Here is a 13,618-nt window from a genome sequence, read left to right as displayed (position 1 = left end):
TCAGATGCAAAACGGTTCTTGCCTCTGCGGCGCAGTCGCGTTCACGATTGACGGAGAGCTGTCGCCGCCCTCGGCCTGCCATTGCGGTCAATGCCGCAAGCAGTCCGGCCATGTTTGGTCTTCGACCTGGACACATCAGGATAACTTGAGCTTCACCGCCAGCGATACGTTGACTTGGTTCCGCGCTTCGGACACCGCCCGCCGCGGTTTCTGCCGTTCCTGCGGCTCGTTCCTCTTCTGGCAGCACAATGACGAGGACACGATTTCAATTTCCATGGGTGCGCTCAGCGAGCCCACGGGTCTAACGCTCTCGAAGCATATCTTTGTCGCCGACAAGGGCGATTACTACGACATCACAGACGATCTGCCCCAACGGGCACAGTAACAAGGATCAAGACCAATGAGCGATTTTCCGACAAAAGCCCGCGTGGTTGTTATCGGTGGCGGTGTGGTGGGGGCCTCCTCGCTGTACCATCTGGCCAAGAAGGGCTGGACTGATTGTGTTCTGCTGGAAAAGAACGAACTTACCGCTGGCTCGACTTGGCACGCGGCGGGTAACGTTCCGACGTTCTCGAATTCCTGGGCGATCATGAACATGCAGCGGTACTCAACCGAGCTGTATTCGCGTCTGGGCGAAGAGGTCGACTATCCGATGAACTACCACGTTTCGGGTTCGATCCGTCTGGCGCACAGCAAGGAGCGGATGCAAGAGTTCGAACACGCCATGGCGATGGGACGCTATCAAGGCATCCCGATGGAGATGTGGACACCGGAAGAAGCTAAAGAGCGCTATCCATTCCTGGAAACGCACGATCTTGAAGGCGTACTGTACGACCCGACAGATGGCGATATTGATCCGGCGCAGCTGACACAGGCGTTGGCCAAGGGTGCCCGTGATATGGGCCAGAAGATCATCCGCTTCTGCCCGGCGACCGGCGTAACTCAGCACGACGACGGCACCTGGACCGTACACACTGACAAGGGCGATATCGCCTGCGACTATGTTGTGAATGCCGCCGGGTACTATGCCCAGCGCGTGGGAGAGTGGTTCAAACCTTTCGGCGGCCGCACAGTTCCCGCGATGGTCATGAGCCATCAGTACCTGCTGACGGACGAAGTTCCAGAAATTGAAGAATGGTCCAAAGCGAACGGTGGTAAGAAACTGCCACTGCTGCGCGACGTGGATATCTCGTACTACCTGCGGCAGGAAAAGAATGGCTTCAACCTTGGTCCGTATGAGCCCAACTGCAAGGGCCACTGGATGACCGAAGACGACGCTATGCCCGAGGATTTCTCGTTCCAGCTGTGGAACGATGATCTGGACCGCATCGAGGATATCGTCACCGACGCGATGGAGCGGGTTCCACTGATGGCGACCTCGGGCGTTGGCCGTGTCATCAATGGCCCGATCCCCTATGCACCGGATGGCCTGCCGCTGATCGGCCCGATGCCGGGTGTGAAAAACGCGTTCGAGGCACATACATTCACCTTCGGCATCGCTCAGGGCGGTGGTGCAGGCAAGGTGCTGGCCGAATGGATCGTCGATGGCGCGACCGAGTGGGACATGTGGGCCGTCGATCCGCGCCGCTACACCGACTACACAGATCAGGACTATTGCAACCAGAAAGGTCTGGAGGTTTATGGCAACGAATACGCCATGCACTTCCCCCATCACGAATGGCCTGCCGCACGCGACAAGAAACTGTCGCCGGTGCATGACAAGGTCAAAGCGCTGGGCGGCGTGATGGGTGCCTATAACGGATGGGAGCGGGCCAACTGGTTCGCAAAGCCGGGCGACGACACGTCGCTTGATGCTACCCATACCTGGGGCCGGTCCGGCCCGTGGGAGCAGCGGATCCAAGAAGAATGCGAGGCCGTGCGAGATGATTGTGGAGTGCTGGATCTGCCAGGCTTCTCGCGCTTCATGGTCAAGGGAGAGGGCGCCGCTGAGGCGCTGCGCGGTCTCGCAACCGGAGGACTGCCAAAGGTTGGCCGGATGAACCTCATCTATGTCTCTGACGACCGTGGCCGCATACTGACCGAGATGTCCTGTATCCGTCTGGGCGAGGACGAATTCGTCATGATCACCGCCGCCACCGCGCAGTGGCATGACCGTGACATCCTGATGAACGCAATGCCTGCCAGTGTGTCGATCGAGGACGTGACAACCTCGCGTGATACTCTGATCGTCACGGGCCCGAAATCGCGCGAGATCCTGTCGAACCTGACGGACGCCGATCTGACCACTGGTTGGCTGACCCACCAGTCCGCCACCGTTGCTGGCCAGCCCGCCTACCTGATCCGCGTCTCTTTTGCCGGTGAACTGGGCTGGGAAGTGCATGCCCTGAACGAGCATATGCCTGCGATCTATGACGCGATCATCGGCGCCGGTGCCACGCCGTTCGGGATGTATGCCCTGAACTCACTGCGTATCGAAAAAGGCTATCGGGCATGGAAGGGTGACCTGTCGACCGACTACTCTCTGCTGGAAGGTGGGCTGGAGCGGTTCGTCAAACTCGACAAGCCGCAGGACTTCCCCGGCAAGGCCGCGATCCTGAACGAAAAGCAGCAGGGCGTAAAAAAGGCCTTTGTCACCATTACAGTGGATGCAGGAGACTGCGACGCGCCCTACATGTCCTGCATCTGGCAGAACGGCGAGATCGTGGGCGAGACCACTTCGGGCGCATGGGGTTACCGCGTCGGCAAGTCCATCGCGCTGGGCATGGTCAAGGCCGAGCTTGCCAACCCCGGCACCGAGCTTGAAGTCGAAATCTACGGCCAAAAGTGCCGCGCCGTGGTAGAGCAGGATCAGCCGCTCTGGGATCCTGAGAACGAGCGGTTGCGCGCTTAACTTCTCACGGAGACCGCCATGAGCAAACGATACGCCAAACTGGGACCCGGTGAGGGTCCCAACTATGACTGGGAAAATGACCACACCTTTGTGAAGGTGTCTGGTCAGGATACCGATGGCGCATACACGCTCATGGAAGATAATCTGAAGGCCAGCTTCGCGCTTGGCCTTCATCGCCATGATACCCACGCTGAGACTTTTTACTTTCTGGAAGGCGCGGTGGATTTCTACGTTGATGGCGACTGGCATCGCTGTACTCCGGGCACAACCATGCATGTCCCGCCCGGAGTACCCCATGCGTGTCGCGTCGCCGATGGCGCGCCCGCCAGAATGCTGATGATCTTTCAGCCCTCGGGGTTCGACGGGTTTCTGGTTGAACTGGCGACGATGACCGAGGCTGACTTTGCAGATGAGGCGAAAATGGCCGAGCTGAACGCGCGTTTCGACATTGTGCCGATGGGGCCGGTTCCAGCCCATCCGGAAGACAGGGCCTGAAGATGACCACGCCCACGAAAATGTCCGGCGTTTACCTGACGCGCCACGGCGGTCCCGAAGCGCTGGAATGGCGCGAGGATATTCCGATTCCAACGCCCGGACCGGGGCAGGTTCTGGTTCGGGTCGCGGCTGCAGGGGTAAACAACACCGACATCAATACACGGGTCGGCTGGTATTCCTCGGACGTGACCGGGGCAACGGACGCCGTTGATCAGGATGTTGATGCCGGAGGCTGGGGAGGTGCGCTGTCGTTCCCTCGCATTCAGGGTGGCGATCTGTGTGGGATAGTCGAATTGGCAGGGCAAGAGACCGGGTTTCAGGCCGGGCAACGGGTGACCTGCCCGATCAACTTTCCACGCCCGCGTCCCGGCAATCCGACTGGCTTTATCGCATTAGGCTCTGAAATCGACGGCGCGTTTGCGCAATACTGTCTGGTTCAGGCCGGCGACCTGTATGACGTGACGGCCTCACCCCTGTCAGATGTCGAAATCGCCGCCATCCCCTGTGCATTTGGCACGGCCGAGAACCTGTTAACCCGTGCTGGCGTGACCGCTGGACATAAGGTGCTGATTACCGGTGCCTCAGGTGGCGTGGGCCTTGCCGCCGTGCAACTGGCTGCGCTGCGCGGGGCGACGGTTTGGGGCGTTACGGGTCCAGCCAAGGCCGAGGTGGTCAAAGCGCAGGGGGCCGAGGACACCTTTGACCGCAACGCGCCGCTGCCCAAGGACATGTTCGACGTCGTGATCGACGTGGTCGGAGGCCCGGCATGGCCCGGCCTGATCCTGGCCCTGAAACCCGGCGGGCACTATGCTGTTTCAGGCGCAATCGCAGGACCAATCGTTTCGGCTGACCTGCGTGAGATCTACCTGCGCGACATCACGATTCACGGCTGCACACATCAGGCATTTGAAGTCTTTGGCCGCCTTGTCGAGATGATGAATGCGGGCCGCATCAAGCCTTTGGTTTCCAAGACCTATCCACTAAGAGACATCGCCAAGGCGCAGGAGGACTTTCAGTCCAAGGCGCTGCCGGGAAAACTCGTTCTAATTCCGTAGGGAGGTTGGCAAATGGCAGATATAACGCTTCTGGATGGCTCGATTGGGCAAGAACTGGTCAAACGCAGCGGGGACAAGCCCACGCCGCTGTGGTCGACGCGCGTGATGATCGACCACCCGGAACTGGTGGAAGAGGTCCATGCCGAGTACTTCCGCCGTGGCGCGACGGTTGCAACGACTAACACCTACGCGGTCCATCGTTCTCGACTGGAGCGTCTGGATATGGAGGATCAACTGCCCGACCTGGTCCATGCTGCGGTTACCCAGGCGAACCACGCACGCAAGGGCGGTTCCGGGCGCATCGCCGGGGCGCTGGGTCCTTTGCTGGCGTCCTATCGCCCCGATCTGAACCCTGATGTGGAAGACGCCGCTGAAAAGTTTGCCGAGTTGGTTACCCTCATGTCCGATGACGTCGACCTATTCCTGATCGAAACCGTTTCCTCGGTACAAGAGGCCGAAGGGGCCCTGCGTGGTACGATCGATGCGGCCAAGCCGGTCTGGCTTGCGCTATCCGTTATGGATGATGACGGAACACGGCTGCGGTCTGGTGAACCGCTTGCCGATATTGCGCCTCTTGTGGATCGGTTTAACCCTGACGCTGTTCTGATAAACTGTTCGCGCCCCGAGGCTATTCCCGCCGCGCTCAAGGTCATAGCCACGATGAGGCGACCATTTGGGGCCTATGCAAACGGGTTCACAGGGATTGCACAGGATTTCCTGAAAGACGCGCCGACTGTCGACGTGTTGACACAACGCCGCGATCTTGGACCCGAGGCTTACGCCGATCATGCCATGGAATGGGTAGCGCAGGGGGCAACGATTGTTGGCGGATGCTGCGAAGTCGGGCCGGATCACATAGAGGTCCTTGCCGGCCGATTGCTGTCCGCCGGGCACCGGATTGTCTGAGAGGAAAGTGATGCCATCGCCGTCGAACATCCCGGCTTCTAACGCGCAGCGACATTTCGACATCGTTGTCGCGCCGGGCTATGTGCTGCTGGAACTGGCGTCATTGGTTGAGGTGCTGCGGTTGGCCAACCGCGTTTGTCCGAGCCCGCCATTCACCTATGCCTATCGCTCTCTGAGGGGTGGCCCGGTCGCCAGCAGCAGCGAGGCGACGATCCAGACCGACCGCATTCCGTCGCAGCCCAACGCGGATTACCTGTTCGTCATCGGAAATTCCGACCCCGATCATCCTGATCTGTCGCTGGGGCGTGTTGTGTCGGATTATACTTTCCGCGGTGCACAAGTCTTTTTGCTGTCCGAAGCTGCAAGCCGCTATATCGACGAGCAGGGGACCGAGGACATGTCGACCCACTGGGAAAACGCGTCCTTCCTGCGTGAGCGCCGCGCCCAGTTCGAGGCCAAACTGTCGATTGCAACAGAACAGGGCGCCGTGGTGACTTGCGCCGGGATGGAGGCCACTACCGATGTCGCGCTGGCCGTGATCGGGCGTCATATTTCCGGGCCAACCAGAATGACGGTGGCCGACATCATGCTGCACGAGAACATCCGGGATTTCTCGTCTCTCCAGCCATTTTCCGGATCAAAGACCACAGCTACCGGTGATGCCAAACTGGACCAGTGCATCAAGGTGATGCAGGCCAATATCGAAGACCCACTGCCGATTAACGAGATCGTCGAAGCGCTAAAGCTTTCGAACCGATCGCTGGAACGGAAGTTTAAGAACTATTTCGGAACCACACCAAACGGCTTTTACCGCGAGATGAGGCTGGCCAAGGCCAATAACCTTCTGCTGAACACTACGATGAGCGTGCGCGAAATCGGACTGGCCTGCGGGTTTCCCAACGGTTTCTCGTCGGTCTACAAAAGCTTTTTCGGCGTGACACCCTTTGTGCTGAGGCGTGAAAAACGGCAAGTCAAACAACGTTGATTTTTGCAAATGGGCTGACGTTTTTCGTGCATTCTGTGTCGCTCTTTCGTGTCATTTTGGGTGGAAACTCATAAAGCGGAATCATGAGAATGGCTGATCTTCCAAACAAGGCCCGTGTTGTCATTATCGGTGGCGGTGTCATCGGATGTTCGGTGGCGTATCACCTGACCAAGAAAGGCTGGAAAGACGTTGTCCTGCTGGAGCGTAAGCAGCTGACCAGCGGCACGACCTGGCATGCGGCGGGTCTGATCGCTCAGCTGCGCGCAACGGCGAACATGACAAAGCTGGCGAAATACAGCCAGGAACTCTATGGTTCGCTCGAAGAAGAAACCGGTGTGGCCACAGGCTTTAAACGCTGTGGATCAATCACTGTTGCGCTAACCGAAGAGCGCAAAGAAGAGATCTACCGTCAGGCGGCCATGGCGCGCGCTTTCGGCGTCGAGGTCGAAGAAATCGAGAATGAACGTGTTCAGGAGCTGTATCCCCACATCAACCTCGAAGGCGTGAAGGGTGCTGTTTACTTACCGCTGGATGGTCAGGGTGACCCGGCCAACATTGCCTTAGCGCTGGCAAAGGGCGCCCGTCAGCGTGGCGGTATCGTCAAAGAACGTGTGAAAGTCACCGACATCGTCAAGCAGGGCCGCAAGGTGACCGGAGTAGACTGGGTCGCGGATGACGGCAGCGCTTCAGGTCATATCGAATGCGACATGGTGGTGAACTGCGCCGGTATGTGGGGGCATCAGGTCGGCCAGATGGCTGGCGTGAACGTGCCGTTGCACGCCTGCGAACACTTCTACATCGTTACCGAAAATATCGACGGTTTGACTCAGCTGCCGGTTCTGCGCGTTCCCGACGAATGCGCGTATTACAAAGAGGACGCAGGCAAAATCCTGTTGGGTGCATTTGAACCGAATGCCAAGCCCTGGGCGATGGACGGTATTCCTGATACCTTTGAATTCGACCAGCTGCCCCAGGATTTCGACCATTTCGAACCGATACTCGAAGCCGCGTGTGAACGTATGCCGATGCTGGCCGAAGCGGGTATTCACACCTTCTTCAACGGGCCCGAGTCGTTTACCCCCGATGACGCCTATCATCTGGGCCTCGCGCCTGAGATGGACAATGTCTGGGTCGCGGCGGGCTTCAACTCGATTGGCATCCAGTCCGCCGGTGGCGCTGGCATGGCGCTGGCCGAATGGATGGATAGCGGTGAAAAACCGTTCGATCTGGGAGACGTGGACATCAGCCGGATGCAGCCGTTCCAGGGCAATAAGCAGTACCTGTTTGAGCGCTCGAAAGAGACTCTGGGTTTGCTCTATGCCGACCATTACCCCTATCGCCAAAAGGCCACTGCGCGCGGCGTGCGTCGGACCCCATTCCACCACCACCTGCTGGAACAGGGCGCGGTCATGGGCGAGTTGGCGGGTTGGGAACGTGCCAACTGGTTCGCGAATGAAGGGCAGGAGCGCGAGTATCAATACAGCTGGAAACGCCAGAACTGGTTCGAGAACTCGGCTGCCGAGCATAAAGCCGTGCGCGAGAATGTCGGCATGTATGACATGTCGTCCTTTGGCAAAATCCGCGTTGACGGCCCGGATGCCGTAGCATTCATGAACTATATTGGTGGCGGCGATTACTCGGTCCCGAATGGCAAGATCGTCTATACTCAGTTCCTTAACCGCACAGGTGGGATTGAGGCGGACGTGACTGTCACCCGCCTGACCGAGACCGCTTATCTGGTGGTGACCCCGGCAGCGACCCGTTTGGCTGACCAGACCTGGATGCAGCGCCATGCGGGCAACTTCAACGTCGTCGTCACCGATGTTACGGCGGGTGAGGGTGTTCTGGCCATTATGGGTCCAAATGCGCGTACGCTGCTTGAAAAGGTCTCGCCCAACGACTTCACCAACGCGACCAACCCGTTTGGCACCGCGCAGGATATCGAGATCGGCATGGGCCTGGCCCGGGCCCACCGTGTGACCTATGTTGGAGAGCTTGGCTGGGAAATCTACGTCTCGTCTGACATGGCAGGTCACGTGTTCGAAAACTTGCACGAAGCAGGTCAGGACATGGGATTGAAACTGTGCGGCATGCATATGATGGACAGCGCCCGGATCGAAAAAGGCTTCCGCCACTTCGGCCACGACATCACTTGCGAGGACCATGTGGTCGATGCCGGGCTTGGCTTTGCGGTCAAGGTCGACAAGGGCAGCGATTTCATCGGGCGTGAAGCGGTGATCGCGCGCAAGGAAAGCGGACCGCATAACCGCCTGGTTCAGTTCAAACTGACCGATCCGGAACCGCTGTTGTTCCATAACGAGCCGATCATCCGAGACGGCGAGTATGTGGGCTATCTGTCCTCAGGCAACTATGGCCACACGCTGGGCGGTGCGATCGGTCTGGGTTATGTGCCCTGCGAAGGCGAAAAGGCCGCTGACGTTTTGGCCTCGACCTACGAGATCGATGTGTGCGGCGTCAAAGTCAAAGCCGAGGCGTCGCTCAAGCCGATGTACGACCCAAAATCCGAGCGCGTTAAAGTTTAGCGCCAAGGTTTGACACACGGGGCGCTGCGGCGCCCCGTTTTATTGGTACATATCAATTTTCTTGATGCGACCGTTCACGGTTTTCGCAGTTTCCAAACCCTCCGGAACAGCCGTATAGACAAACGGTATCACCCGGAGATCCATGATGGCGGACGTCGCAACATCACCCCAGAATGAGGACACGCCAAAAGGATTGGCTCTGGCGGTGACCGCCTACGTTCTATGGGGTTTCCTGCCGCTTTACATGAAAGCTCTGGCGCATATCGGGCCGGTCGAGATCGTGGCGCATAGGATTGTATGGTCGGTGCCTGTGGCCGGGCTGTTGCTGGTGGCGCTAGGGCGAACCGGGGATTTGAAGGCTGCCTTGCAAAACCCGAAAATGCTGGGCATGGCCTGTCTGACAGCGGCTTTGATCTCGGTGAATTGGGCCATTTACGTCTGGGCGATTGCCAGCGGTAACGCATTGGACGCAGCGTTGGGCTATTACATCAACCCGCTGTTCAGCATTGCGCTAGGGGCGATCCTGTTACGTGAGCCTTTGAATCGTACGCAATTGGCGGCGGTGGGGTTAGCTGCTTTGGGTGTGCTGGTATTGATCGTCGAAGCGGGTCGGCTGCCGTGGGCCGCGCTGGCCCTGACGGTCAGTTGGGGGTTTTATGCTTTCTTCAAACGCTCGCTACCCATCGGCCCCAATCAGGGCTTTCTGCTAGAGGTTCTGATCCTGCTGATCCCAGCCTTGGTCTACATCACTTGGTTGGGGGCAAAAGGAACCGGCCACTTTGGCGCTGCCGCTGGGGACACCATGCTGCTGGCCTGTGCCGGCATCGTCACCGCTGTTCCGCTGCTGGTCTATGCCAACGGGGCCAAATTGGTGCGGTTGTCCACAATGGGAATCCTGCAGTACATCGCGCCGACGATGATCTTTATCACGGCGATTGCCGTGTTTGGGGAACAGATCGATCGGGGCCGTATGATCGCCTTCCCGCTGATCTGGGCGGCTTTGGTGGTCTATACGATCCCGATGATCCGTCAGATGCGGGGTCAGCGCTGATGCAATAAGTCGGCCGCGGCCTCTGCCCACAAGCGATAGGCTTTGGGGCTTGGGTGATATCCGTCCGGAGCAGCCAGTGCCGGGTCATCCGGAAACTCCAATGAAAGGTGCCGGGCTTGCGGGAATGTCGCAGCGGCCTTTTGCAAACCCCGATCCAGCCGGGCCGCCTGTCGCCCCAGTGCCCAGGCCAGAGGTTGGGGCAGGGCCGGAAAACGGTTCATCTGTGGCACGGCGGTGACCACGACACGGCGAACACCCAGTTTGCTCGTCAGATGATCCAGAAGTTGAGTCTGCAAAGCCGTGAACTTTTGCCGGGATACTCCACGCGTGACGTCGTTTACACCCAAGGCTGTCACGGCGGCGTCATAGTTGCCTTCAAGGCGGTTCAATCGTTCCAGCGTATCCTGTGTTGTGTGGCCCGTCGTCGCCTCCAGTCGCCACTCCACGCTGTAATGGCGGGCCAACCGCGCCACCAGAAACCCCGATAGTGCCTGTTGCTGTCGCCCAGCCCCCACACCCGCGGCCGAGCTGTCACCAGCGATGAGCAGCCGCAACCGGGGGCCGCGCCCTTCGCGCCCTTGGCGCGGGCCGGACGGTTCGGGCAGCAGCTGAGCGTTACGACGCACGGAAATCGCCTGTGCTGCCAGAACCGGCAACAGTGGGACACGCAATATCTGATCGGCGGCAATCGGGGCAGTCATGGTTAGCCGAGCGCGTTTTTGTATTCGAGGAAGCGGGCGTCCGTCATAACCCGAGCCATCATCGCCTCGCGCAGGGTACCAATGGTCTTGTAAGGGCGCATGACGACCTCGAATTCCTGTATCAGACCCTCATCGTTCAATGTGATCAGATCGACGCCGACCGCGTCCAGATCCCCGACCTTGCATTGAAATTCCAACGCCCAATCATTGCCTTCACCCATAATCCGGCGATAGCGGAAGTCGGAAAACACCTGTCCCACGTGACCCAGAACAGCCGCCACCGGTTCGCGTCCGGTCCAGGTGCTGTAGTAAGTTGGCGGGGAAAACCGTACGTCTTCGGCCAGCAATTCGTGGATCAGGGTTTCATCGCCCTTGGCGACAACGTCTTGCATGCGCGCGATTGTGGGGTGCATGGTCTCTCCTCTGCTTTGGGTCCGAGAGTTGCTGAACCGATCCGTTCAGGCAAGGCCGACGTTGCGGGAACCAAATCCGTGCGTTAGGCAGGCGCGCATGAGCGAAACCTATAATCCCCCGAATACGCCGTTGGATGTGCTGCATGAGGATGCACAGCTGATCGTGGTGAATAAGCCCTCGGGGTTGTTGTCTGTGCCGGGGCGTGGCGCGCATCTGGCCGATTGCCTGTTGACCCGCGTGCAGGCGTCGTTTCCTCAGGCTTTGCTGGTGCATCGGTTGGATCGGGATACCTCGGGTGTCATGGTGTTTGCCCAGTCACCGCACGCACAGCGGCATCTGAGCATGCAGTTTGAAAAGCGCCAGACCCGAAAAACCTATGTTGCGCGCGTTTGGGGGCGCATCGAGCAAAAGTCAGGAACCGTCGATCTGCCGTTGATCGTGGATTGGCCCAACCGCCCGCGCCAGATGGTATGTCACGAGACTGGCAAACCCGCCGTCACTGACTGGCGGTTTGTGAAATTCGAAGGTGAGACAACGCGCGTCCGATTGTTCCCCAAAACGGGCAGGTCGCATCAACTGCGCGTTCATATGCTGGCGCTGGGCCACCCCATTCTGGGCGATCCGTTCTACGCCGAGGGCGAAGCGCGCGAATTCCCGCGTCTGATGCTGCATTCTGAGGAACTGCGCCTGAAAAGCCCCGAGGGCGGAGTTTCGATGAAATTCCGCGCCCCGGCTAATTTCTAACCTCAGGCCGTGCTTGTCCACAGCATCTTGAGGTTGCCTAGCGAGAACCGTTTGGTCCGTTTGCGCGGTGCGCAGGGCTGACGGGCAGCCATAATTTCACGTTCGATCTCGAACGCGCGCAAAGTGTGATCCTGCGCCCAGCGGTCCAGTTTCAATGTCATCATCACGTGATTGTCGAGGTATGGCATGGTCGACCTCCTTTGGTTTGTTTCCCAAAGATCGCAGATCACTCCTGACACCACCCTGTCAGTGGGGTGTGCTAGGATGTCAGCAGACCGCCCGGAGAACCTTATGCGCCGCTCAACCCGCCTTTTTGAAATCATCCAGATCTTGCGTTCGGCCGAAATGCCTGTGACGGCGGAGGCACTGGCAGAAAAGCTGGAAGTGTCAGCGCGTACCGTCTATCGCGATATCGCCGCTTTGCAGGCACAGCGAACCCCGATCGAGGGTGAAGCCGGCGTGGGATACTTGATGCGGCGGGGATATGACCTGCCACCGTTGAATTTCGACGCTGAAGAGGTCGAGGCGCTGTGGGTCGGGTTGTCGATGCTGGCGCGCACCGGGGATAGCACCCTGCAACAAGCTGCGGACCGTGTATGCCGCAAGATCGACGCTTTGCGCGCGCCTGCGGATTGGCTGCAAGTCGCCCCATGGGGTGCGCCGATGGACGATCCGGCCAAGGGGTGCGTGCCAGTCGTAAACTATCGCGAGGCCATCCGCTCTGAACGCAAAATTCTCATCACCTATGTGAATGCCCAAGGTGAGCGAACCGAGCGGATCGTCAGGCCCGTCGCCCTTATCTACCACATTGAATGCACGATGTTGGCGGCGTGGTGTGAGCTGAGGAATGGGTTTCGCCATTTTCGTACGGATCGCATTTGGGCCTGCGACGTGACAGACGATCATTTCTGCGGGCAGGGGGAGCCTCTGCGAGCGATCTGGCAAGACCAGAACCAATTGGATCCTGTTGAACGGCGGTAATTTGCCGACTTCACCCGATTGTTGCTTGAGCCTAAGATAAGGTAACGCGATATACTGCGCCAAACAAAGCGGGTTCGGTGAACGGGCCCCAGAGCAGAAGGTGATTTTATGACGATTTCCAAGAGTGTTCTTGCCGCAGGGCTGTGTTCGGCCATGTTTTTGGGGGCCTGTACGGACCCCGGCACATTGAACCTGCCCTCGGACCCGAACCAGAACACCAAGCAGGGTGCACTCCTCGGCGGTCTGATCGGCGCGGGTGTCGGCGCGATTGCCAATGGATCTGATCCGCTTTTGGGCGCGGTGGCAGGCGGTGCGATCGGTGCGGCAGGGGGTGGCCTGATCGGCAACCAACTGGACAAACAAGCAGCAGAACTGCGTCAGCAACTGGCCAATCAGGGCATCATCGTTACCAACGCTGGCGACCGACTGATTGTGACCGTCCCGAATGATATCACCTTTGACACCGACAGCGCGACCGTGCGCCCGGCACTGCGGGCCGATCTGGTCCGGGTGGGGCAGAATCTGGTGAATTACCCCAACTCGAACGTGCAGGTCATCGGCAATACCGACAGCGACGGCGATGCTGCGTATAATCAGGGCCTGTCCGAACGCCGGGCGCGCTCTGTCGCCGATATTCTTCAGGCCAATGGTGTAAGTGGTGCACGTATCTCGACCATTGGTCAGGGAGAAAATCGCCCGATTGCCTCTAACCTGACGCCCGAGGGGAAGGCCCAGAACCGCCGGGTCGATATCGAGATCATTCCGAACGGAAACACATAATGACATGGGCACTTTCGGGTGCCCATTTTTCGCACATTGACTGCGCGTCATCCGGTCTTTGGTGCGCCCGAAAGTTGAGTTAGCTATTGGGAAACACCAAAGCGGAGTTTCC

14 protein-coding genes are annotated in these 13,618 nt (G+C 58.9%); 11 read left to right on the top strand and 3 right to left on the bottom strand.

What is annotated here, in order from left to right; all coding sequences use genetic code 11:
* Nucleotides 1-4 precede the first annotated feature (4 nt).
* The 8 genes from AC2FD9_RS18725 (at nt 5) to rarD (ending at nt 9,886) form a co-directional block, all read left to right on the top strand.
* Complete coding sequence (locus tag AC2FD9_RS18725) at nt 5-385, top strand: GFA family protein (RefSeq protein WP_496838328.1); 381 nt, start codon at nt 5-7, stop codon at nt 383-385.
* A 15-nt stretch (nt 386-400) separates the two neighbouring features.
* Entirely contained in the window at nt 401-2,851 is a 2,451-nt protein-coding gene (locus AC2FD9_RS18720; protein ID WP_496838326.1) for a GcvT family protein, read from the top strand.
* A gap of 18 nt (nt 2,852-2,869) precedes the next feature.
* Nucleotides 2,870-3,346 carry a cupin domain-containing protein gene (locus AC2FD9_RS18715; protein ID WP_496838324.1) on the top strand — a complete coding sequence of 159 codons (477 nt, stop codon included), beginning with the start codon at nt 2,870-2,872 and terminating at the stop codon, nt 3,344-3,346.
* Between the two features lie 2 nt (nt 3,347-3,348).
* On the top strand, nt 3,349-4,401 hold the full coding sequence (locus AC2FD9_RS18710) for an alcohol dehydrogenase family protein (RefSeq protein WP_496838322.1): 1,053 nt from the start codon (nt 3,349-3,351) through the stop codon (nt 4,399-4,401).
* Nucleotides 4,402-4,413: 12 nt separating this feature from the next.
* Nucleotides 4,414-5,307 (top strand): homocysteine S-methyltransferase family protein, encoded by an 894-nt coding sequence (locus AC2FD9_RS18705; protein ID WP_282120298.1) that lies wholly within the window; start codon nt 4,414-4,416, stop codon nt 5,305-5,307.
* 10 nt (nt 5,308-5,317) lie between these two features.
* A complete protein-coding gene (locus tag AC2FD9_RS18700) occupies nt 5,318-6,292 on the top strand; it encodes a GlxA family transcriptional regulator (RefSeq protein WP_282120297.1) in 975 nt (324 codons plus the stop codon).
* 89 nt (nt 6,293-6,381) lie between these two features.
* Entirely contained in the window at nt 6,382-8,835 is a 2,454-nt protein-coding gene (locus tag AC2FD9_RS18695; RefSeq protein WP_496838320.1) for a GcvT family protein, read from the top strand.
* Nucleotides 8,836-8,980: 145 nt separating this feature from the next.
* Nucleotides 8,981-9,886: an EamA family transporter RarD gene (rarD, locus tag AC2FD9_RS18690; protein WP_282170475.1), complete on the top strand. Its 906-nt coding sequence runs from the start codon at nt 8,981-8,983 to the stop codon at nt 9,884-9,886.
* Here rarD and AC2FD9_RS18685 read toward each other — a convergent pair.
* Nucleotides 9,877-10,587 (bottom strand): SGNH/GDSL hydrolase family protein, encoded by a 711-nt coding sequence (locus AC2FD9_RS18685; RefSeq protein WP_282170474.1) that lies wholly within the window; start codon nt 10,585-10,587, stop codon nt 9,877-9,879. The two genes, rarD and AC2FD9_RS18685, sit on opposite strands and share 10 nt — an antisense overlap.
* 2 nt (nt 10,588-10,589) lie before the next feature.
* Nucleotides 10,590-11,000, bottom strand: coding sequence for a nuclear transport factor 2 family protein (locus AC2FD9_RS18680; RefSeq protein ID WP_496699363.1), 411 nt, complete (start codon nt 10,998-11,000; stop codon nt 10,590-10,592).
* 97 nt (nt 11,001-11,097) lie between these two features.
* Between AC2FD9_RS18680 and AC2FD9_RS18675 the strand changes: the two genes are divergently transcribed.
* Nucleotides 11,098-11,745, top strand: coding sequence for an RluA family pseudouridine synthase (locus tag AC2FD9_RS18675; RefSeq protein ID WP_496838318.1), 648 nt, complete (start codon nt 11,098-11,100; stop codon nt 11,743-11,745).
* Nucleotides 11,746-11,747: 2 nt separating this feature from the next.
* On the opposite strand, the gene AC2FD9_RS18670 is transcribed toward AC2FD9_RS18675, so the two are convergent.
* Nucleotides 11,748-11,933, bottom strand: a complete 186-nt coding sequence (locus AC2FD9_RS18670; protein WP_058272537.1) for a hypothetical protein — start codon at nt 11,931-11,933, stop codon at nt 11,748-11,750.
* A 103-nt stretch (nt 11,934-12,036) separates the two neighbouring features.
* On the opposite strand from AC2FD9_RS18670, the gene AC2FD9_RS18665 reads away from it, so the two are divergent.
* Nucleotides 12,037-12,726, top strand: a complete 690-nt coding sequence (locus AC2FD9_RS18665) for a helix-turn-helix transcriptional regulator (protein WP_496838316.1) — start codon at nt 12,037-12,039, stop codon at nt 12,724-12,726.
* A 108-nt stretch (nt 12,727-12,834) separates the two neighbouring features.
* Nucleotides 12,835-13,506 (top strand): YiaD family glycine zipper/OmpA-like lipoprotein, encoded by a 672-nt coding sequence (locus AC2FD9_RS18660; RefSeq protein WP_496838315.1) that lies wholly within the window; start codon nt 12,835-12,837, stop codon nt 13,504-13,506.
* Nucleotides 13,507-13,618 lie beyond the last annotated feature (112 nt).

It is taken from the genome of Ruegeria sp. YTSC230 (assembly GCF_059609665.1).
Note: the sequence above shows the minus strand (reverse complement) of the source record. Positions and strands in the feature narration are given on the sequence as shown.